The 21473-nt window shown below is 67.2% G+C and carries 20 protein-coding genes; 4 read left to right on the forward strand and 16 right to left on the reverse strand.

Annotated elements, in window-relative coordinates; all coding sequences use genetic code 11:
• Positions 1-19: 19 nt before the first annotated feature.
• From meaB to mutA, 3 genes are read right to left on the reverse strand one after another with little or no spacing between them, the layout of a single operon-like run.
• Positions 20-1030, reverse strand: coding sequence for a methylmalonyl Co-A mutase-associated GTPase MeaB (gene meaB / locus ACVWWN_RS25980; RefSeq protein WP_457146412.1), 1011 nt, complete (start codon positions 1028-1030; stop codon positions 20-22).
• A complete protein-coding gene (gene scpA, locus ACVWWN_RS25985) occupies positions 1031-3268 on the reverse strand; it encodes a methylmalonyl-CoA mutase (protein ID WP_457146413.1) in 2238 nt (745 codons plus the stop codon).
• A gap of 1 nt (position 3269) precedes the next feature.
• Positions 3270-5078, reverse strand: a complete 1809-nt coding sequence (gene mutA / locus ACVWWN_RS25990; protein WP_457146414.1) for a methylmalonyl-CoA mutase small subunit — start codon at positions 5076-5078, stop codon at positions 3270-3272.
• Positions 5079-5178: 100 nt separating this feature from the next.
• Here mutA and ACVWWN_RS25995 point away from each other — a divergent pair, with 100 nt between their 5' ends.
• Entirely contained in the window at positions 5179-5928 is a 750-nt protein-coding gene (locus ACVWWN_RS25995; RefSeq protein ID WP_457146415.1) for a TVP38/TMEM64 family protein, read from the forward strand.
• Between the two features lie 12 nt (positions 5929-5940).
• Here ACVWWN_RS25995 and ACVWWN_RS26000 read toward each other — a convergent pair whose 3' ends face one another.
• Both ACVWWN_RS26000 and ACVWWN_RS26005 read right to left on the reverse strand, forming a co-directional pair.
• Positions 5941-7176, reverse strand: a complete 1236-nt coding sequence (locus tag ACVWWN_RS26000; protein ID WP_457146416.1) for an SPFH domain-containing protein — start codon at positions 7174-7176, stop codon at positions 5941-5943.
• A gap of 33 nt (positions 7177-7209) precedes the next feature.
• Complete coding sequence (locus ACVWWN_RS26005; RefSeq protein WP_457146417.1) at positions 7210-7641, reverse strand: NfeD family protein; 432 nt, start codon at positions 7639-7641, stop codon at positions 7210-7212.
• Positions 7642-7700: 59 nt separating this feature from the next.
• Between ACVWWN_RS26005 and ACVWWN_RS26010 the strand changes: the two genes are divergently transcribed.
• Entirely contained in the window at positions 7701-8546 is an 846-nt protein-coding gene (locus ACVWWN_RS26010; protein WP_457146418.1) for a hypothetical protein, read from the forward strand.
• A gap of 3 nt (positions 8547-8549) precedes the next feature.
• Here ACVWWN_RS26010 and ACVWWN_RS26015 read toward each other — a convergent pair whose 3' ends face one another.
• From ACVWWN_RS26015 to ACVWWN_RS26060, 10 genes are all read right to left on the reverse strand, one after another.
• Positions 8550-9566, reverse strand: a complete 1017-nt coding sequence (locus ACVWWN_RS26015; RefSeq protein WP_457146419.1) for a ferrochelatase — start codon at positions 9564-9566, stop codon at positions 8550-8552.
• Between the two features lie 3 nt (positions 9567-9569).
• The gene (gene inhA, locus ACVWWN_RS26020; RefSeq protein WP_457146420.1) at positions 9570-10379 is read right to left on the reverse strand and encodes an NADH-dependent enoyl-ACP reductase InhA; all 810 of its coding nucleotides are present in this window, start codon (positions 10377-10379) and stop codon (positions 9570-9572) included.
• Between the two features lie 23 nt (positions 10380-10402).
• Complete coding sequence (gene fabG1, locus ACVWWN_RS26025) at positions 10403-11170, reverse strand: 3-oxoacyl-ACP reductase FabG1 (protein WP_457146421.1); 768 nt, start codon at positions 11168-11170, stop codon at positions 10403-10405.
• A gap of 43 nt (positions 11171-11213) precedes the next feature.
• Positions 11214-12221, reverse strand: coding sequence for a VWA domain-containing protein (locus tag ACVWWN_RS26030; RefSeq protein WP_457146422.1), 1008 nt, complete (start codon positions 12219-12221; stop codon positions 11214-11216).
• Between the two features lie 15 nt (positions 12222-12236).
• On the reverse strand, positions 12237-12422 hold the full coding sequence (locus ACVWWN_RS26035; RefSeq protein WP_457146423.1) for a hypothetical protein: 186 nt from the start codon (positions 12420-12422) through the stop codon (positions 12237-12239).
• A gap of 4 nt (positions 12423-12426) precedes the next feature.
• A complete protein-coding gene (locus ACVWWN_RS26040; protein ID WP_457146424.1) occupies positions 12427-13371 on the reverse strand; it encodes a DUF58 domain-containing protein in 945 nt (314 codons plus the stop codon).
• A complete protein-coding gene (gene moxR1, locus ACVWWN_RS26045) occupies positions 13368-14522 on the reverse strand; it encodes a chaperone MoxR1 (protein ID WP_457146425.1) in 1155 nt (384 codons plus the stop codon). The genes ACVWWN_RS26040 and moxR1 overlap by 4 nt, the downstream gene beginning before the upstream one ends.
• 199 nt (positions 14523-14721) lie before the next feature.
• Positions 14722-15354 carry an NlpC/P60 family peptidoglycan endopeptidase RipB gene (gene ripB / locus ACVWWN_RS26050; RefSeq protein ID WP_457149285.1) on the reverse strand — a complete coding sequence of 211 codons (633 nt, stop codon included), beginning with the start codon at positions 15352-15354 and terminating at the stop codon, positions 14722-14724.
• A 98-nt stretch (positions 15355-15452) separates the two neighbouring features.
• Positions 15453-16883, reverse strand: coding sequence for an NlpC/P60 family peptidoglycan endopeptidase RipA (gene ripA, locus ACVWWN_RS26055; protein ID WP_457146426.1), 1431 nt, complete (start codon positions 16881-16883; stop codon positions 15453-15455).
• Positions 16884-17102: 219 nt separating this feature from the next.
• On the reverse strand, positions 17103-17642 hold the full coding sequence (locus ACVWWN_RS26060; RefSeq protein WP_457146427.1) for an Rv1476 family membrane protein: 540 nt from the start codon (positions 17640-17642) through the stop codon (positions 17103-17105).
• Between the two features lie 171 nt (positions 17643-17813).
• On the opposite strand from ACVWWN_RS26060, the gene ACVWWN_RS26065 reads away from it, so the two are divergent.
• Together ACVWWN_RS26065 and ACVWWN_RS26070 are read left to right on the forward strand one after the other, a co-directional pair.
• Positions 17814-20660: an aconitate hydratase gene (locus ACVWWN_RS26065; protein WP_457146428.1), complete on the forward strand. Its 2847-nt coding sequence runs from the start codon at positions 17814-17816 to the stop codon at positions 20658-20660.
• 19 nt (positions 20661-20679) lie between these two features.
• Positions 20680-21243 (forward strand): TetR/AcrR family transcriptional regulator, encoded by a 564-nt coding sequence (locus tag ACVWWN_RS26070; RefSeq protein WP_457146429.1) that lies wholly within the window; start codon positions 20680-20682, stop codon positions 21241-21243.
• Positions 21244-21246: 3 nt separating this feature from the next.
• Here the strand turns inward: ACVWWN_RS26070 and ACVWWN_RS26075 are convergent, their stop codons facing one another.
• On the reverse strand, positions 21247-21441 hold the full coding sequence (locus ACVWWN_RS26075; protein WP_457149286.1) for a helix-turn-helix domain-containing protein: 195 nt from the start codon (positions 21439-21441) through the stop codon (positions 21247-21249).
• Positions 21442-21473 lie beyond the last annotated feature (32 nt).

Genomic DNA, 21473 nt, shown 5'->3' on the forward strand with positions numbered 1-21473 from the left:
GCGTTACCCATTCGTTAAGTCATCGCATGTCAGCGACATCGATGATGCGTTGTGCAGCAAGCGCAGGGGTCAGTTCGCCCGCGAGTACCTGACGCTCCACTTCGGCCCGAATCTTCTTCACTGCGGGGTTCGACAGCACACGGTCGAGTACCGAGTCACGGACCATCGACCACGTCCAGTCGACCTGCTGCGCCCGCCTGCGGCCCTCGAACTCCCCCGCCTCGGTGAGCACGTCACGATGCTTGAGCACCGTGTCCCACAGTTCCGTCAGCCCAACATTCTGTAACGCGCTCATCGTGAGAACTGGTGGGCGCCATAATGTTTCGCGTGGATAGATGAGGCGGATGGCGCCGGCCAGCTCACGCGCGGCGGTCTTGGCCTCGGCTGCGTGCTCACCGTCGGCCTTGTTCACCACGACGATGTCGGCGAGTTCGAGCACACCTTTCTTGATGCCCTGCAGCTGGTCGCCGGTGCGGGCCAGCGTCAGGAAGACGAACGTGTCGACCATGTTGGCGACCGCGACCTCGGACTGACCCACGCCCACGGTCTCGACCAGGATCACGTCGAAACCGGCCGCCTCGAGCAGCAGGATGGTCTCGCGGGTGGCCTTAGCCACGCCGCCGAGGGTGCCCGAGGTCGGCGAGGGCCGGATGTACGCGTCGGGGTGCACCGCGAGGCGGGCCATCCGGGTCTTGTCGCCCAGAATCGATCCGCCGGTGCGGGTGGACGACGGGTCGACGGCCAGCACCGCGACGCGGTGGCCCTGCTCGATGAGGTACATGCCGACCGCCTCGATGGCGGTGGACTTGCCGACGCCGGGCACGCCCGTGATGCCGACGTGCATGGAGTGCTGTCGCGAGCGGCCCGGCTCCGATGACCCGCCCGCATCGCCGATCAACTCCATCAGCAACTGCTGGGCCTGCTCGCGGTGATCCCGGCGGGTCGACTCGACGAGGGTGATGGCCCGCGCCAGCGCCGCGCGGTCGCCGCTGCGGACCGCGGCCGCGAGGTCGGATACCGGGCCGGCCATCTAGTTCAGCGGGTAGCCGAGCCGCTCGGCCAGCTTGTGCAGCAGGCCGATCGCGGCGTCGGCGATCACCGTGCCGGGCGGGAAGATGGCGGTCGCGCCGCCCTGATAGAGCTCGTCGAAGTCGCCGGGCGGAATCACGCCGCCGACCACGATCATGATGTCCGGCCTGCCCACCTCGGCCAGTGCGTCGCGCAGCGCGGGCACCAGCGTCAGGTGCCCGGCCGCCAGCGAGGAGACCCCGACCACATGGACGTCGTTGTCCGCGGCCTGCCGCGCGACCTCGTCCGGCGTGGAGAACAACGAACCGACGTCGACGTCGAAGCCGATGTCGGCGAACGCCGTGGCGATGACCTTCTGCCCCCGGTCGTGGCCATCCTGGCCCATCTTGGCAACCAGGATGCGCGGCCGGCGGCCATCGGCCTCGGCGAACTTCTGCACTAGCTCCGTGGCGCTCGAGATATTGCTGACCTTTCCGACTTCGCCGCGGTAGACCCCGGCGACGGTACGGATCTCGGCCTGGTGTCGTCCGCAGACCTTCTCCAACGCGTCGGAGATCTCGCCGACGGTGGCCTTGGCGCGCGCGGCATCGATCGCGAGCTCGAGCAGGTTGCCCTCGCCCGTCTGGGCCGCGCGGCTCAACTCGCCCAGCGCTGCGTCGACAGCCGCCGGGTCCCGGTCCGTGCGGAGCCGCTCCAGCTTGGCGATCTGCTCGGCGCGCACCCGGCTGTTCTCGACCTTGAGCACCTCGATCTCGTGGTCCTCGTCCACTTGGTATTTGTTGACGCCGATCACGGTCTGCGCCCCGGAATCGATGCGGGCCTGGGTGCGGGCGGCGGCCTCCTCGATGCGCAGCTTGGGAACACCGTCGCTGATGGCCTGGGCCATGCCGCCGTGTTCGTTCACCTCGCGCAGGTGGGCACGCACCTTTTCGGCGAGCTGATGGGTCAGCCATTCCACGTAATACGACCCGCCCCACGGGTCGATCGGTCGCGTGGTGCCCGACTCCTGTTGCAGCAGCAGCTGGGTGTTGCGGGCGATGCGGGCGGAGAAGTCCGTCGGCAGCGCCAGCGCCTCGTCGAGTGCGTTGGTGTGCAGCGACTGGGTGTGGCCCTGGGTGGCGGCCATCGCCTCGATGCAGGTGCGCGCCACGTTGTTGAAGGGGTCCTGCGCGGTCAGCGACCAGCCCGAGGTCTGCGAATGCGTGCGCAGCGACAGCGATTTGTCGTTCGTCGGGGCGAACTCGGCGACGAGCTCGCTCCACAGCAGTCGGCCCGCGCGCAGCTTGGCGACCTCCATGAAGAAGTTCATCCCGATGCCCCAGAAGAACGACAGCCGCGGCGCGAACTTGTCGATGTCCAGCCCCGCGCCCAGCCCGGCCCTGATGTACTCGACACCGTCGGCCAGCGTGTACGCCAGCTCCAGATCCGCGGTGGCCCCGGCCTCCTGGATGTGGTAGCCCGAGATCGAAATCGAGTTGAACTTCGGCATGTTCGAACTGGTATAGCCGAAGATGTCCGAGATGATCCGCATCGACGCCTTGGGCGGATAGATATAGGTGTTGCGGACCATGAACTCCTTGAGGATGTCGTTCTGAATGGTCCCGGCCAGTTTCTCCGGCGACACCCCCTGTTCCTCGGCGGCCACCACGTACAGCGCCAAAATGGGCAGCACCGCGCCGTTCATCGTCATCGACACCGACACCGTCGACAGGTCGATGCCGTCGAACAGCTGGCGCATGTCGAGGATGGAATCGATTGCCACCCCGGCCATTCCGACATCCCCGGCAACCCGCGGATGGTCGGAGTCGTAGCCTCGGTGGGTGGCCAGGTCGAACGCCACCGAGAGGCCCTTCTGACCCGCGGCCAGGTTCCGTCGATAGAACGCGTTGGACTCGGCCGCGGTGGAGAACCCGGCGTACTGGCGAATGGTCCACGGCTGGTTGACGTACATGGTCGGATACGGTCCGCGGACATATGGAGGTTCACCCGGGAAGCTGTGCAGCGGGTAACCGGCCGCGACGGCATCGTCACGGTCAGCGGCGATGTAGACCGGTTTGACGTCGATCCCTTCGGGTGTCTGCCAGTCGAGTTGGTCGGCGGTGTACCCGTGTGCGGCGGCGGCCGCACCGACGTGTTCGGCGACGACGGCTTCGGTCGGGGGCCCGCCGTTGCGCTCACCGTGCAGCGGAACATCGGCGAAGCTGCCGATACCCCTTCCGATACCTGTGGTGGCAGTCATCTCAGGCCCCCAATCTGGTGAGCAGGTCTGACAACACTTCGACCGCGTCGATCTTGGCGGTCAGATAGCCGTCCGGCTTCGATACTGCCTCGGCCACCGCGTTTTCCGATCCGGCCAGCAGAACGTGTGTCACCCCCGCCCTGCGGGCGGCATCGACGGCCGCCGAGGCTTCGGCTCCGTACCGGGCGTCGGTGCCGCAGATCACCGCGACTGCGGCGCCGGGGGCGTCGGTGAGAGCTTCGATGCCACCCGAGGCGAGCAGATTGGTCGCGAAGGTCGTACGGATGTTGTGCTCGGCGAGCGGCCCGAGTGGCAGCAGAAGCGCCCGCGGCCGGGCGCCCGTCTGCTCCAGGAAGACGTCCGACCGGTCCCGCAATGCCTCGAATCCCGCCGCGTAGCGCGTCAGCGCGGTGGTCGGCGCGCTGTGCGGCAGCGGCGGCTCCGCGAGATTCGGATACTCGTTCACCCCGGTCAGGGCCGTTCGTCGGTGCGCGATGTCGTCGTGGCGACGATCGGCCACCTCCGCGATCCGACCGGCGATGTAGTCGCACGCTTGGGTGAAACCGCCACGGGACTCGATGTCCTGGAAGTGCGACCACGCCTGTTGGGCCAGCTGACGGGTGAGATCCTCGACGAACCAGGATCCGCCCGCGGGGTCGAGCACCCGCCCGATGTGGGATTCCTCCAGTAGCAGCAGTTGGGTGTTTCGGGCGATCCGGCGCGCGAAACTCGCAGCGGTGCCGGGGAAGCCATCGGGGATGGCCACATCGAACGGGTGCACCAGGACGGTGTCCGCGCCGCCGACGCCCGCCGAGAACGCGGCCAGCGTGGTGCGCAGCATGTTCACCCATGGGTCGCGCTGGGCCATCATCGGCAGCGACGTCACCGCGTGAACCGTGGCCGCACCCGCGTCCGGCTCGCCGACGACCTCGGCTACCCGGGCCCAGAGTTGGCGCGCGGCACGGAACTTCGCAATCGTCATGAACTGGTCGTCGTCGGCGGCGAGCCGGAAAGCGACCTGCCGCAGGGCGTCGGGGGCCTCGACGCCGCCGTCACCGAGCAGCCTCAGATAGGCGACGGCCGCGGCGATGCTGGCCGCCAACTCCCAGGAAGCACTCGCCCCCCGGTTGTGGAATGCGGGGCCGTCGACGGTGATCGCGCGCACGCCGCCGTGGTACATGCTCGCCCCGGCGGCGAAGGTCACCACATCGGCCACCTCCGGTGCAGCCCGGGCGCTCAGCGGTGCGGTCAACGGGTCGGCGCCCAAGTCCACGGAAAGCCGCGAACGCTGGTCGTCATCGAGGTCGACCAGCAGCGCCAGCAGCACGTCGGCGGCGTTGCGGAATTCGGCGCCCGCGCCCGAGATTTCCAGCACCACCGGAACCAGGTCGAGGAAGACGCCGTCGAGCAGGCGGTCGAGGCCGGAAACCGGCACGCCGGACTCGCCGGCCCGCAGTACGAGTGCGCCGACGCCCTCGGTGAGGGCGACCAGAACGGCGCCGTTGCTCTCGTCGGCGCCCACCGACCCGTTCGCCGGGAAGGCTTCGGCCACCTTCCATCCGGTCTTGACGTCACGCAGCGCGTCACCGCCGCGGACATACGGCCACTGCCCGGGCAACGACGGTTCCGGCAGTGCGTCGGCGCCGGTGTACAGCGGTCGGATCGGGAAGCCGTCGTAGGTGGGTGAATCCAGCAGGCGCTCCGGTTCGGCGGGCAGATCCGCCGGGGCGCGCCGCGTGCTCTTGGCCAGTACACCGGCCACCGCCGTTCGCCACCGCGCCAGATCGGACTCCGATTTCTGCACGTTCATCAGGCTAAATGATGTTGGTCACAGTGGTGCCCACTGGTGTGCCGACTCACGATGCCGCCGAGAAGGTGTTACCGGACCTCGGCCCGTAGGCTTGGTAGCTGTGAAAACCGTCGTCAACACCCTGCGCACACTTCGTGCGGCGGTGATTGCGGCGGTGTCGGGGGTCCCGCCGCGACGCTTCTTCGCCATTCTCGCGGTAATTGTGATCCTCGTCGCAATCGCCCTGCTGGTTCCTATGCCCACTGCGGTGCAACTGCGCGACTGGGCGACGTCGGTGGGCCCGTGGTTCCCGCTGGCATTTCTCGCCGCGCACATCCTCGTGACGGTGTTCCCGTTCCCGCGCACGGCGTTCACCTTGGCCGCAGGTCTGTTGTTCGGTCCGGCCCTTGGCGTGCCGCTGGCGGTGCTGTCCAGCACCGTCAGCGCCCTCATCGCGCTGCTGCTGGTCCGTGCGGCGGGCTGGCAGTTGAACAAGCTGGTGCGGCATTCGCGCGTCGAATCGCTGGATGAGCGGCTGCGCGAACGTGGCTGGATCACGGTTCTGTCGATGCGGATGATCCCCGCTGTACCCTTCTCCGTGCTCAACTACACCGCCGGCGCCTCAGCGGTGCGTGTGCTGCCGTACACGCTGGCCACCCTGGTAGGACTGACGCCAGGCACCGCGGCGATCGTCATCCTCGGCGATGCCCTCACCGGCAACATCAGCCCGTCGCTCTTCCTGGTCTCGATCTGTACGGCGAGCGTCGGCACCGCCGGGTTGATCTACGAGATCCGCAGCCACGGTCGCCACCACCGCGCACGCATCGCGGAAGCCGAGGACAGCGCCGAGGAGCCGGCGACTACCGGCTGAGTTTGGGTCCGTTCACAGTTCCGTGTTGCCGCTGTGGCGTCCCGGCGGCGGTGGCGGTGGCGGCTGCTGCTGAGCGTAGGCGGACGGCGGCTGCTGCTGCTGGCTGAGCGGCGGGTACAGCGGGGGCGGCTCGATGGCCCCCGACACCGGGGTGCGCGCCTCCGCGACCGCAGCGGCCACCGCCTGGGCGATCTCCGGGTCGGTCTGGGTGTTGAACCACTCGGCGACCTCGGCTGAGTCGTCCTCCGGCCGTTGGAGATCCTCCTCCACCGGTGACGGCTGGTAGCGGAAGACGCCGTCCTCGCCCGGTGCCCCGAGCATCTTGGTGAAACCCTGGAGCGCCGCGCCGAAGTCGCTGGGCACCAGCCAGACCTTGTTGGCCTCCCCCTTGGCCATCTGCGGCAGCGTCTGCAGGTACTGGTAGGCCAGCATCTCCGGGGTCGGCCGACCCCGCTTGATCGCCGCGAAGGTCTTCTCGATGGCCTTGGCCTGCCCCTGCGCCTGCAGGTACGACGCGGCGCGCTCACCCTGGGCCCTCAGCATCCGCGACTGCCGGTCGGCCTCGGCCGCCAGGATGGCGGCCTGCTTGGCGCCCTCGGCGGCGAGGATCTGCGCCTGCTTCTGCCCCTCGGCCTGTTTGATCGACGCCTCGCGGCTGCCCTCGGCCGTCAGGATCATCGCGCGCTTCTCGCGGTCGGCGCGCATCTGCTTCTCCATCGAGTCCTGGATCGACGGCGGCGGGTCGATGCTGCGCAACTCGACGCGGGCGACGCGAAGGCCCCACCGGCCGGTCGCCTCGTCGAGCACGCCGCGCAGCTGTCCGTTGATCGAGTCGCGGGACGTCAGCGTCTGCTCCAGCGTCATGCCGCCGACCACGTTGCGCAGCGTGGTGGTGGTCAGCTGTTCGACACCGACGATGTAGTTGCTGATCTGGTACACCGCCGCCTGCGGATTGGTCACCTGGAAGTACACGACGGTGTCGATGTTGACCGTCAGGTTGTCCTCGGTGATCACCGGCTGCGGCGGGAACGACACCACGCGCTCACGGAGATCCACCCTAGCCCGGATCTTGTCGACGAACGGCAACAGCAGGGTGAGCTGTCCCGACACCGTCTTGCTGTAGCGGCCCAGCCGTTCGATGACGGCGGCTTCGGCCTGCGGGATGAGCGCGACCGACTTGGCGACGACGATGGCGGCGAAGACCACCAACACGCCCAGCAGGACCAAACCTGCGACGGCACCTTCCATGACGAGCTTCCTCCTATTTCTGTCCAGGCTTCTCTAGACCTTTTGCACGACTGCGGTGGCTCCGTCGATGTGCACGACGATCACGTGGTCGCCCGGTTCGTACACATCGTTCTCGTTGTACGGCCGAGCGGTCCAGATTTCGCCGTCGAGTTTCACTTGTCCTTCATGTCGGGCCACCCGGTCGAGCACCAGCGCGCTACGGCCCTCCAGGGCCTTCACCGGCTCGGGCAGGCCCGGTCCCTGGGTCAGCCTGCGCCGCAGCACGGGCCGGACGAGCACGAGCAGGAGCACCGATACCACCAGGAAGACGGCGCCGTCGGCCCAGATCGGCCAGTCGAGTAGCCAGTTCGAACCGGCGGCGGCCAGCGCGCCACCGCTCAGCATGAGCAGGAAGAGATCGCCAGTGAGCGCTTCCGCCCCGGCAAGCGCCAGTGCGGCGATTAGCCAGATCAGCGCTACGGGCATGACGCCACCATATCGCGTAGCAGACCTCAGGAGCGGCTAACTACTACACTGCGAGCATCATGTGGTGCCCCAGTGTTTCGTTGTCGGTTTGGGCCAATGCCTGGCTTGCCGGTGCCGCCGCGCCGGATGATGTTCTTGACGCGTTATCCGAATGGGTGCCAAGGCATTCCGTAACGGCATATGACTCGGTTGCGGCCGGCCGTACCGGCCTGCCCTGGCCGGACCTGACCGACTCGGGAGCGGTTTCGTTGCTGCAGACGCTGCGCACGGCGGCGGGGCCGCCCGGCGATGCGCCCGCCCTCGGGGTGTTGTTGCCCGTGCCGGGTGACGTGCGCGGGCTGCCGGCCGGCACCCAGTTCCAGCGCGATGCGATCGCCACCGGCGAGGCCATCCTGGTCGGTCGCGAGCCATCCGCCACGGTGGGTCTGGTCCCCGTTTTCGAGTACGACGAACTGGAGGAGGAGTCCGACTTCGAACCCGAGCCGACATCGTTGTCGTGGACGGTCTATTCGGTGCCGGGCGCGCCTGCCCCGGAGCACCTCGATCTCGGCGAGGCCGAGTACGCCCTGCGGTCGGCGGTCCGGTCGGCCGCGGATGCCTTGAGCGCCATCCGCGCTGCGGGTAGCGATGTCGCCGACCCGCGCGGGCTGGTCGAGCAGGCGATGGCAGCCACCCGGGGACACCGCGTGCCCGACCACGCTCCGTCGCGGGCGGTGCGGGTGCTGGAGAACGCCGCGCACATCGACGCCATCATCGCGGTGAGCGCCGGGCTGATTCCGATCGGCTTGCAGACGTCCTCGGAGGTGCAGATCGCCAGCGATGCGCTGCGTCCGCTGGACGCAGTGGTGCGGTCGGCGCGGATGGCCGCGGTCACCGCGATTCTCTACTCGGCGTGGCAGCGCTAGGCGTCAGCCACAGGCGGGAGTGCACACCTCGCCGTTGATCGAAAAGCCCTGTAGCGGCGGTGCATCCGGCCCCCGAACGCGAGACGGCAGACGCCCGTGCCGCGCCTCGTCGATGAGATCGGCGGCCAGTCGGGCGAACCGGGGATCGGCGTTCGGCGTGCCAGCGCGGGCGAACGCGACGCCGGCCCGCTCGGCCTGCGACCGGAGCTCGTGGTCGAGGTCCCACACCACCTCGATGTGGTCGGCGACGAAGCCGATCGGACAGATGACGACGGCCTTGGTGCCCGCGTCGGCCAGCGTCGACAGATGGTCGGCGACATCGGGTTCCAGCCACGCCACCTGCGGAGGCCCGGAGCGCGACTGCCACACCTGGTCGTAGTCGGCATAATTTGCGGCGGCGGCCACCAGCCCCGACGCATAGCCCACCTGGCGACGGTAAAGGTCTGCACCACAGCGGGATCGGGCCGCATCCGGAATCGAGTGCGCGGTGAACACCAGCCGGGCGTCGGCACGCAACTCGCCGGGCAGGGTCTGGGCCGCCGCGGCGACCGCTTCCGCGAACATCTCGACGAACAACGGATGGTCGAAGTACTGGCGCAATTTGACCAGCTCGGGCGCGGCAGCCCCCGCGGCCTTCCTGCCTCTGGCGATGTCCTCGACGTACTGGGTGCAGCCGGAGTACCCGCCCCAGGCCGAGGTGGTGAACACCGCCGCCCGGCCGACTCCGTTGTCGCGCATGGCCGTGACCACGTCCTCGACGTAGGGCTCCCAGTTGCGGTTGCCGAAGTACACCGGCAGCTCTGGCAATTCGGCGCGCAGCCGTTCGATCAAGGCGCGGTTTATCCCGTTGATCGGCGAAACCCCGCCGAAGTGCAGATAATGCTCGGCGACCGCGGCGAGCCGTTCCCGCGGGATACCTCGGCCGCGAGTCACGTTCTCCAGGAACGGCATCACCTGCTCGGGGCCCTCCGGCCCGCCGAACGACAGCAGCAGGACGGCATCAAAAGGCGGGTGGTCCATTCGTCAGAGCAATTGCGTGCTGGCGCCACCGTCGGCGTAGACGACTGTCCCGGTGGTGGCGGGCAGCCAGTCGGAGACCAGGGCGAGCACGGTCCGCGCGACCGGTGTCGGGTCCTTCATGTTCCATCCGAGCGGGGCCCGCTGATCCCAGCCCTCTTCCAGCAGCTGCATCTGAGCGCCCGCTTCGTCACCGAGCGCACCGCCGACGATGGCACTCATCGCGAGTGTCCGGATCGGCCCTGCGGCAACAAGATTGGAGCGCACGCCGTATGGGCCCGCCTCGCGGGCGACGAACCGGTTCACCGACTCCAGGGCGCTCTTGGCCACCGTCATCCAGTTGTAGGCGGGCATCGCACGCGTCGGGTCGAAATCCATGCCGACGATCCCGCCGCCCCGGTTCATGATCGGCAGCAGCGCCTTGGCCAGCGAGGCGTACGAGTAGGCCGAGATGTGGATGCCCTTGGCCACGTCCTCGTACGGGGCGTCGAAGAACGGGTTGATACCCATGCCGGTCTGGGGCATAAAGCCGATCGAGTGCACCACGCCGTCGAGCTTGTTGCCCTCGCCGATCACCTCAACGACACGGTCGGCCAGGGTGGCGAGGTGCTCCTCGTTCTGCACGTCGAGTTCCAGCAGCGGAGCCGGCTTGGGTAGGCGATCGGCGATGCGCTGGATCAGCCGCAGCCGGTCGAAACCGGTCAGCACCAGTTCCGCGCCCGCTTCCTGGGCCACGCGCGCAATGTGGAATGCGATCGACGCGTCGGTGATGATCCCCGTGACGAGGATGCGCTTGCCTTCGAGAAACCCTGCCATGTCAGTCCTTTCTGGGGCCATGTCTAGTGGCCCATGCCCATGCCGCCGTCGACCGGGATGACCGCACCGGAGATATAGCTGGCGTCCTCCGATGCCAGGAAGCTGACCACGCCGGCGACCTCCTCGGCGGTTCCGACCCGCTTGGCCGGAATGAAATCCAGTGCCCCCGCCTGGATCCGCTCGTCCAGTGCACGGGTCATCTCGGTGTCGATGTAGCCCGGGGCCACCACGTTGGCGGTCACTCCTGCCTTTGACAGCTCGCGGGAGATCGAGCGGGCCATACCGATCAGACCGGCCTTGGAGGCCGCGTAATTGGCCTGGTTGCCGATGCCCCAGGTACCGGAGACCGAACCCACGAAGATCATCCGGCCGAAGCGCCTGCGCTGCATGCTGCGGGATGCCCGCTGCGCCACCCGGAACGCCCCGGTGAGGTTCGCGTCGATGACCTTCTCGAATCTCTCTTCGGTCATCCGCATGAGGAATGCGTCGGCGGAGATGCCGGCGTTGGACACCAGCACCTCGACCGGACCCTGGTGCTCCTCGATCTCGCTGAAGGCACGGTCGACGGCCTTGTTGTCGGTGACATCGCAGACCACACCGAAGAGGCCGTCGGGGGTGCCGGAGCCGCGGTGGGTCACGGCGACCTTGTGTCCGTCGGCGGCGAGTCGCCGCGCGATGGCCAGGCCGATGCCGCGGTTTCCACCGGTCACCAGCACCGAACGGGAGACGAACGACGGACGCCCACCGGCGTTTTGGCCAGAGGTCTCGGCTGATTTGTCCGTGACAGTCATGCCCGCCAACTTAGTGCCTGACCCTTGTTCTTAAGAAATCGCCTTAGTTCGGCAGGCGCCGGTTGATCAGCAGCGCGGCCACCGCGGACAGCGCGAGGACCAGCGCCCCCAGCCGCAGCCAGCCCGCGCTGGCGTCACCCTTGCGGGTCTCGTAGCCGATCTGCTCCTGCAGATTGGTGAACACCTCCTTGAGCTGCTCGAGGCTCGAGGCGCTGTAGGACTCGCCGCCGGACAGCTCGGCGATCTTCTTGAGCATCTCGTCGTCGACGGGCACCGGCTGGCGCTGATCGTTGATCTCGACGTAGCCGTAGGGGGTTCCGAAGGACACCGTCGAGATGGGCACGCCCTGGTCCTTGGCCGTTCGGGCCGCGGTGTACGCGCCCTTGGGGTTGTCGGGGTTTGACGGCACGGTCTCCTTGCCATCGGACATCAGCACGATGCGCGCCGGCGGCGGCGCGTCACCGCCGCCGATCACGGCGCCGACCGTGGCGATGGCCTGAAGCGCGGTGAAGATACCCTCACCGGTCGCGGTGCGGTCGGCGAGCTGCAGCTTGTCGATGGCGGCCTTGCTCGCATCGCGGTTGGTGGTCGGCGAGACCAGCACGGTGGCCGTGCCTGCGTAAGCGATCAGACCCAGGTTGATGCCCGGGGTGAGCTGATCGGCGAACTGTTTGGCCGCCTCCTGCGCGGCGGCCAGCCGGTTGGGCGACACATCGGTGGCGCGCATCGATTGGGATACGTCGATCACCAGCATCACCACCGCCCGATTTCGCGGAATCCGGACATCGTGGGTGGGGCCCGCCATCGCCACCGTGAACAGCAGCAGCGACAACACCAGCAGAATCGCGGGCAGGTGCCGCCAGCGCGACGGACGTTTGGGCGCCACGCTTTCCAGCAGCTCCATGTTCGCGAAGCGCAGCATGCGCCGCTGCCGTGCCAGTTGCACGACGATGTACAGCCCGATCAGGCCGAGCACCACGAGCAGGAAGAGGAAGAACCAAGCGTGTTCGAAACCCGTCAGCGTCATCGGGCCGAGCAACGGTAATGTCATGTGCCAGTTGTCATTTCAGTCGATTGCGTCGCGCAAGCGCTCATCGGCGTCTGTCTGCTCTTCGCGCAAGCGCTCATCGGCGTCTGTCTGCTCATCGCGCAAGCGCTCATCGGCGTCTGTCTGCTCTTCGCGCAAGCGCTCATCGGCGTCTGTCTGCTCTTCGCGCAAGCGCTCATCGGCGTCTGTCTGCTCTTCGCGCAAGCGCTCATCGGCCGGCCATCGCTCCGCGCCGGCGACTCGCCACGAACCGGACCACGTCGGCGATCCAGTCACGGTCGGTGCGCAGCGACAGCAGCGGGGCATCGCAGCGCCGTAGGGTCCTGGCCACTTCGGCGCGGTGCGCTGCGGCGGCCTTCTCGAAGTCGGTGCGGAGCTGCTCGTCGATGGTGAACTCGCGGGTGACCCCGGATTCGGGATCCTGCAGGATCACGTCGCCGACATCAGGCAGTTCGACGTCACGCGGGTCGAGGATCTCGATGCCGAGCACCTCGTGCCGGGCGGCGATGGCACGCAGCGGGCGCATCCAGTTGATCGGTCCGAGGAAGTCGCTGATGATCACCGCCATGCCGCGACGGCGTTCGGGTCGCCGCAGCGCATCGATGGCGGCCGCCAGGTCGCCGCGCACGCCGGTCGGCGCCTGGGGCATGGTGGCGATGGTCCGCAGCAGCTCCTGTTCGTGCATGCGGCCCGACAGCGCCGGCACGCGCCGCACGGCGTCGCCGTTGGCGATGATCGCACCGATCCGGTTGCCGCCACCGCTGTTGAGAAACGTGATCGCCGCGGCCGCCGCCACCGCCAGGTCGCGTTTCTCGCAACCCGCGGTGCCGAAGTCGAGGCTGGCCGACATGTCGACCACCAGCCAGGTCTCCAGCTCACGGTCGGCGATCATCTGGCGGACGTGCGGATGGGTCGTGCGTGCCGTCACCGACCAGTCCATCCGGCGGACGTCGTCGCCGGGCTGGTAGATCCTCGACTCCCCCGGCTCGGAGCCCGGACCGGGGAGCAGTCCCAGATGGTCGCCGTGCAGCACACCGTCGAGCTTGCGGCGCACCGTCAGCTCGAGCTTGCGCAGCGCCGCCGTCAGTGCGGGGTCTCGGATCTCACCGCGCTTAAGGGACGGCAGGTCGACCGCACGCCGGGAACTGGTCACCGATTTCCGGCCGCGGCCGCAGCGGCGGGTACGACGGGCGGCACCGAATGACCTTGCTGCGGAATGGCATTCACCTGCGGAAGGGCGACCGTCTGCAGAATTCTGCCGATCACGGTCTCCGCCGAGATTTCGTCGGCCAACGCGTCGTACGTCAGCACCAACCGGTGCCGCAGCACGTCGGGGATGACCTCGACGACGTCCTGCGGGATGACGTAGTCACGTCCACGGACGAGCGCCAGCGCACGAGCCGCGGCGATGATGCCGAGCGAGGCACGCGGCGAGGCGCCGTAGGCGATCCAGGCCTTGGCGTCGGGCATGCCGAACTTCTCGGGCGTGCGGGTGGCGGTCACCACGCGCACCACATAGTCCACCAGCGCGTGATGGACGAAGTTGTTGGCAGCGACGTCCTGGAGTCGCAGCAGGTCGCCCGGCGCGAGGATCTGCTTGGGCTCCGGCGGCTTGACGCCCATCCGGTAGATGATCTCGCGCTCTTCCTCCGGCGACGGGTAGTCGATGTTCAGCTTGAACAGGAAGCGGTCGCGCTGCGCCTCGGGCAGTGCGTAGACACCTTCCTGCTCGATCGGGTTCTGGGTGGCCATCACCAGGAACGGAGCGGGCAGCGGGAACGTCTTGCCGCCGATCGAGATCTTCCGCTCGGCCATCACCTCGAGCAGCGCCGACTGCACCTTTGCCGGCGCGCGGTTGATCTCGTCGGCCAGCAGGAAGTTCACCACCACCGGACCGAGTTCGATGTCGAACTCCTCCTTGCCCTGGCGGTAGATGCGGGTACCGACGATGTCGGTGGGCACCAGGTCGGGGGTGAACTGAATGCGGGCGAACGTTCCGCCGACCACCTTGGCGAAGGTCTCGACAGCGAGCGTCTTGGCCACACCTGGCACGCCCTCGAGCAACACATGGCCCTTGGCGAGCAAACCGACCAGCATCCGCTCGACCAGCTGGTCCTGGCCGACGATGATCCGCTTGACCTCGAAGATGGCCCGCTCCAGCATGTGGACTTCCTGCTGCAGTCCGCCGTTGTTGGACGACGCCGGGTTGGTGGCCGGGGCGTGCGAACCCTGTGGGTAGCCCTGCGCCGGGCCTTGGCTGGAATATCCTCCAGCGCCCTGCGGCGGCCCACTCGGTGAGGTCATCAACGGTCCTTCCACATCCATTCGCGGCACCGCCGCGTGCTCTCGTAACGACGCTGGTCGAAGCGGCGCCGGCCAAAGTTGGCCACACGTTCGTCGTCAACTATTCCAGGCACTTAGGAATCCGTCGACGTTGCCCGGGGGTGAGCCGCCCCGCCGAAGCGCATTCAACTCTTGCGCTCAGGCTCAGCTCAGGTCCTGCTCAGGATTCGATAATCCGCGCGGCATACGGCTGCAGCCCCGCGGTACGGACCGGGCTCACCTTGACCCTGGTGCCGCTCCCCGATGCCTCCAGCATCCGTCCGCCGCCGAGATACAGCGCGACGTGCTGGCTACCGCCGGGCCCCCAGAAGAGCAGATCCCCGCGCTTGGCCTGCGAGATCGGCACCTTGCGACCGGTGTTGTACTGATCGCCGGAGTACTTCGGGATCAGCACCCCGACGCCGGCGAACGAGTATTGCGTGAGGCCCGAGCAGTCGAACCCGACGGTATTGGCGCCGGAGTCGACCCCGGTGGTCGGACCGGTGGGTTTCCCACCGCCCCACGAGTAGGGGACGCCTATCTGCGATCCACCCCGGCGGATCACGTACTCGATCGCCTGAGGACCGCGCACCCGGCCGGGGTTGAGCCCGGCACTGGCTTCCGGCGGGGCAAGTCCCAAGGTGCTGAGGAACTTTCGACCCAGGTCCATGGTCACCTGGGTGGCCTGCGACGTCGCCTGCAGTGACGCGTTGGCGATGGCCAGCGGGTCCCCCGGAGCCCCCGAACTGATCAGCTTGGGCAGCGTCGGATCCCATTGACCGTCATCGGGAGCCGCGAGGCTGAGCGGACTCATCGCCACCGCGGCGCCCAGCGACAGAGCAACGGCGGCGATCAGCAGCGCGAACAGCTGGAACCAACGGACTAGCCTGTGCCGCAAAACAATCCCCGCAATCAGTATTCGATGTAGCGGACGACGTACGGTGTCATGCCGCTCGTGCGCACGGGTGAGACCTTGACCACCGACCCGGTGTACGGGGCCTCGAGCATCTGGCCGTTGCCGAGGTAGAGGGTCACGTGCTGGCTGCCGCCGGGCCCGTAGAAGATGACGTCACCGCGCCGCATCTGCGACGACGGGATCTTGCGGCCCGCGTTGTACTGCGACCCCGAGTAGTGGTCGAGCTTGATCCCGACGCCGGCGAACGCGTAGAGGATCAGCCCGGAGCAATCGAATCCCCTCGTGCCCGCACCGGAATCGATGCCGTTGCTGGGTCCGGCCGCGTTGCCGCCACCCCAGGAGTACGGAACGCCCATCTGCGACATGGCGCGCCGGATGACGTATTCCGAAGCGTCCCTGCCGTAGACGCGGGGAATCGCGCCGTTCGTGAAGCCGCTGGGGGTGGGCAGGATGCCGAGCTTCTGCAGGAAGGTGCGGCCCATCTGCTGAGTGGCCTGCGCCGAACTCTGCGCGATCCCGAGGATGGTGTTGATGATCGCGATCGGGTCGCCGCTGACGAAGGCGCTCGGAATGGCCGGCAGCGTCGGATCCCACGGAGTCGCCCAGTTCCCGGTGGCGGGGTCTCGACCGGCCGGTGCGCGATCCCAGTCAGCCGATGCGTTTCCGGCAGGTGCCGGGGCCGGTTGGGCGGCGACCGGTTGGGCGGCGCGCGGCGTGGCTGCCGGCGCCGACCAGTTGCGCGCCTCGTCGAGCCGGGCTTGGGCCTCCGACCGCTCGGCCGTCAACCGATCCAGATCCGCCTGCTGCGCCTGGAAAGTCTGTCGCGCGTCGGTCAACGCCGACACCGCCGTCTGCTGGCTGGCCTCGGCATCTGCGACGGCCCGGTCGGCATTCTCCTTGGCCAGTCGCGCGGCAGACTCCTTGTTCACCTGCTCGGTGCGGGCGCGCTGCAGGTTCGCCACCACCTGCTGCGCGGACAGCGACAGCGTTTGTCCGGCCGCCGCGGTCTTGACGATGTCGGCCGGGTCGGTCGCTGTCAGATAGGAGTCGGACGGTCCGTTGACATACGTCGCGGCGGCGAATACGTCGAATCGCTTCTGTGCATCCGCGATCGCGGTGTCGGCCTCCTCGACGCGCTGCTGGCTGGCATCGACTTCGCGCTGCGCCGCGGCGGCGTTGTCCCGTGCGGTCTGCACGTCGACGATCGCCTTGTTGACGCTCTCCTCCTTGGCCTGGATGGCGGCACCGACGTCCTGAAGTTTCTGGTCGGCGTCGGCGACGGCGGCGACCAGACTCGCCAGGCCGTCGGGACTGTTCGGCTGAGCGACCGCCAGTCCCGGTGTCGCAAGCAGCAAGCCGATTGTCAACGGAATCGCGCAGACCCGCCCGCAAAGCCGCGAAGCAGAGGCGCCAGGTATGCGTCTCATCCGACTCAAGTCTCCTAAAGGCTCGGCGCGAACGTGCAGGCACATTCGTGGGGCGCCTTTGCGCAGAAGTCACTAATAACACAACTGCAACATCAGCTACCGATTGCACCGTACGTCACAACTGACGCTAAAGAAACTTTAGTCACGAATTACAAGAATGTAATTGAATAAGGCGTTACCGAATGGTGATGTTCGAATTTGCCGGCAGCCGTTGACCGCTCACTCGGTGGAGTTTGACGGCTCCTCGACCGCAGGCGCCCTTTTGCCACGAACCTGCAGGAAACGGGTGGCGACGGCCGCTGCCAGTACACCCAACACGACGACGATTGTGAATGCCGTCCAGGGGAAATGGGGCGTTGTCAACTCGCCCAGGAAATTCTTCGACGACTGCACCGGATCACCGGTCTTGGCGACATCCTGGCCCGCTTCGAGGGTCACCCGATCGAACGTCGGACTGAACGTTCCGACGAACGACGGGCTGATCGCCAGCACCGTCGAGCCGGGATGGGCCTGGCCGACCTCGGTGGCGATGTCGCGCAGCGGCGTGTCGATGGGCGGATTGTGCTCGATCACCACGATCTTGAGATCGATGCCTTCTTTGCGCGCCTCTTCCACCACCTGACGCAGGGCCGGCACATCGGCCGCGTCGGCCGGCGGCACACTGACACCGGTGCCTGCCACGTCGGCCTTCACCTGATTGATGTCCACGTCCACCGGAATGTAGGTCGGAAGGAACGGGATCACGTGCGGTCCGGTCACAGGTGGCACGGTAACCCAATAGCGGGTATGCGGGTGTCAGCACGCGCCTGTCGAGACAGGGTGGAGACCGGACGCAACCACCCCTGGGTTGCTTTGCAGGACAAGCGTACTGTTAGAATCGTTGGCGCCGCCGACACAGCCCGTCGCGGCGAGATCTAACCGGGAGTTGATGTGAGCAGCAAGAATTCGGTCAATTCATTTGGGGCCCGAGACACCCTCAAAGTCGGAGACAACAGCTACGAGATCTATCGTCTGGACGCGGTGCCGGGCACCGAGAAGCTTCCCTACAGCCTGAAGGTGCTCGCCGAGAATCTGCTGCGGACCGAGGACGGCGCCAATATCACCAAGGATCACATCGAAGCGATCGCGAACTGGGATCCCTCGGCCGACCCGAGTATCGAGATCCAGTTCACGCCGGCGCGGGTGATCATGCAGGACTTCACCGGGGTGCCGTGCATCGTCGACCTCGCCACCATGCGCGAGGCCGTCGGCGACCTGGGCGGCGACCGCGAGAAGGTCAATCCCCTCGCCCCCGCCGACCTGGTGATCGACCACTCGGTGATCGCCGACCTGTTCGGCCGCGCGGACGCCTTCGAGCGCAACGTGGAGATCGAGTACGAGCGCAACGGCGAGCGCTACCAGTTCCTGCGCTGGGGGCAGGGTGCCTTCAATGACTTCAAGGTGGTGCCGCCCGGCACGGGCATCGTGCACCAGGTCAACATCGAGTACCTGGCCAGCGTGGTGATGGAGCGCGGTCGGGCGGGCGAAGCAGGGGCGGGTGATGAGATCCGTGTCGCATACCCGGACACCTGCGTGGGCACCGACTCGCACACGACGATGGAGAACGGCCTCGGCGTGCTGGGCTGGGGCGTCGGCGGTATCGAGGCCGAGGCCGCCATGCTGGGCCAGCCGGTGTCGATGCTGATCCCGCGAGTCGTCGGGTTCAAGCTCTCCGGCGAGCGCAAGGCGGGTGTGACCGCTACCGACGTGGTGCTCACCGTCACCGAGATGCTGCGCAAGCACGGTGTGGTCGGCAAGTTCGTCGAGTTCTACGGCGAGGGTGTGGCCGAGGTGCCGCTGGCCAACCGCGCCACACTCGGCAATATGAGCCCCGAATTCGGCTCCACCGCAGCGATTTTCCCGATCGACGAGGTCACCATCGACTATCTGCGGATGACCGGCCGCAGCGACGATCATCTCGCGTTGATCGAGGCGTATGCCAAGGAACAGGGCCTGTGGCACGACCCCTCGCGCGAGCCGAAGTTCTCCGAGTACATCGAGCTGGACCTCTCCGATGTGGTGCCGTCCATCGCCGGGCCAAAGCGCCCGCAGGACCGCATCCAGCTGACCGACGCGAAGAACGCCTTCCGCAAGGACATTCACAACTACGTAGAAAAATCAGCGGAGAACCCCGTCCCCCACACCAAGCTCGACGAGGCGGTCGAGGAGTCGTTCCCGGCCAGCGACCCGGCGGTGCTGTCGTTCGACGACAACGACGCCGCGGTACCCTCGGCGGCGCTCCATTCCAACGGCCGGCCGAGCCATCCGGTCGATGTGCAGTGCGAGGGGCGCGGCGAGTTCATTCTCGACCACGGCGCGGTGGTGATCGCGGCGATCACGTCGTGCACCAACACGTCCAACCCGGAGGTGATGCTCGGCGCGGCACTGCTGGCCAAGAATGCCGTCGAGAAAGGCCTGGTGTCCAAGCCGTGGGTGAAGACCACGATGGCGCCCGGTTCGCAGGTCGTCACCGATTACTACAACAAGGCCGGGCTGTGGCCGTATCTGGAGAAGCTGGGCTTCTTCCTGGTGGGGTACGGGTGCACCACGTGCATCGGCAACTCCGGTCCGCTGCCCGATGAGATCAGCAAGGCCATCAACGACTGCGATCTGTCGGTTGCCGCAGTGCTGTCGGGCAACCGCAACTTCGAGGGCCGGATCAACCCCGACGTGAAGATGAACTATCTCGCGTCGCCGCCCCTGGTCATCGCCTACGCCCTGGCGGGCACCATGGACTTCGATTTCGAGTCCGATCCGCTGGGCAAAGACGAGGCGGGCAACGACGTCTTCATGAAGGACATCTGGCCGTCGCAGAAGGACATCGACGACACCATCGCCTCGGCGATCAGCACCGAGATGTTCGTGAAGAACTACTCGGATGTGTTCAAGGGCGACGAGCGCTGGCGCAACCTGCCGACGCCGAGCGGCAACACCTTCGATTGGGACACGAACTCGACGTATGTGCGCAAGCCGCCGTACTTCGACGGGATGCCCGCCGAGCCGGACGCGGTCACCGACATCACCGGCGCCAGAGTGCTGGCGCTGCTGGGCGATTCGGTCACCACTGACCACATCTCCCCCGCAGGGAGCATCAAGCCGGGCACGCCCGCGGCGCAGTACCTCGACGAGCACGGCGTGGACCGCAAGGACTACAACTCCTACGGTTCGCGGCGCGGTAACCACGAGGTGATGATCAGGGGCACCTTCGCCAACATCCGGTTGCGCAACCAGTTGCTCGATGACGTGTCCGGTGGTTATACCCGTGACTTCACCAACGACGGCGAGCAGGCGTTCATCTACGACGCGGCACAAAACTATGCGGCACAGGGCATTCCGCTGGTCGTGCTGGGCGGCAAGGAGTACGGCTCCGGCTCGTCACGTGACTGGGCCGCGAAGGGGACCAGCCTGCTGGGTGTGCGCGCGGTGATCACGGAATCGTTCGAGCGCATCCACCGCTCCAACCTGATCGGGATGGGCGTGATCCCGCTGCAGTTCCCCGAAGGGGAATCTGCGTCGAGTCTCAAGCTCGACGGCACCGAGATCTACGACATCACCGGCATCGAGGCGCTGAACGAGGGCAAGACGCCGAAGACGGTGAAGGTCAAGGCGACCAAGCAGGACGGCAAGGTCACCGAGTTCGACGCGGTGGTGCGCATCGACACGCCCGGGGAGGCCGACTACTACCGCAACGGCGGCATCCTGCAGTACGTTCTGCGCAACATGCTGAAGACCCAGTAGTCGGAAGAGAACCACTCCGTTGCCCAGGGTCACCGACGATCATCTGGCGGCCCGCCGCCGCCAGATCCTGGACGGCGCCCGGCGGTGCTTCGCCGAGTACGGCTACGAGAAGGCGACCGTGCGGCGGCTCGAGCAGACCATCGGGCTGTCGCGTGGCGCCATCTTCCACCACTTCCGCGACAAGGACACGCTGTTCTTCGAACTCGCGCACGAGGATGCCGAACGGATGGCCGAAGTCGCGTCGCGCGAAGGTCTGATCCAGGTGATGCGCGATATGCTCGCCGCGCCCGATCAGTTCGACTGGCTGGCGACGCGACTGGAGATCGCCCGCAAGCTGCGCAACGATCCGGAGTTCCATCGCGGTTGGTCCGAGCGGTCAGCGGAATTGTCCGCGGCCACCACGGGCCGGCTTCGCCGCCAGAAGCAGGCCGGCCGTTTGCGCGACGACGTTCCCAGCCCAGTTCTCCAGACGTACCTCGACTTGGTACTGGACGGCTTGGTGGCGCGACTCGCCTCCGGCGATGAACCCGAAAAGCTCAGTGCCGTGCTCGACCTCGTCGAGGCCTCGCTGCGGCAGCAGTGACAGTCAGCTGGCGCGCCGGCTGCGATGATTCGGGCCGCCGCGGCTGCGCATGGTGGTTCCCGATTCACGCAGCATGCTGTGAACCGAACCATATGAGCGGCCGGTCGACGCAACCAGCGTGCGGATGCTCGCACCCCCCTCGTACGCGCTCCGCAACTCGGTCAGCACTTCCTCCCGAGATTTGCTCAACTTCTTCATCGTCATTTGGGCTGGCACCTCCCCGCTCTTGA

The organism is Mycobacterium sp. URHB0021 (assembly GCF_054057895.1).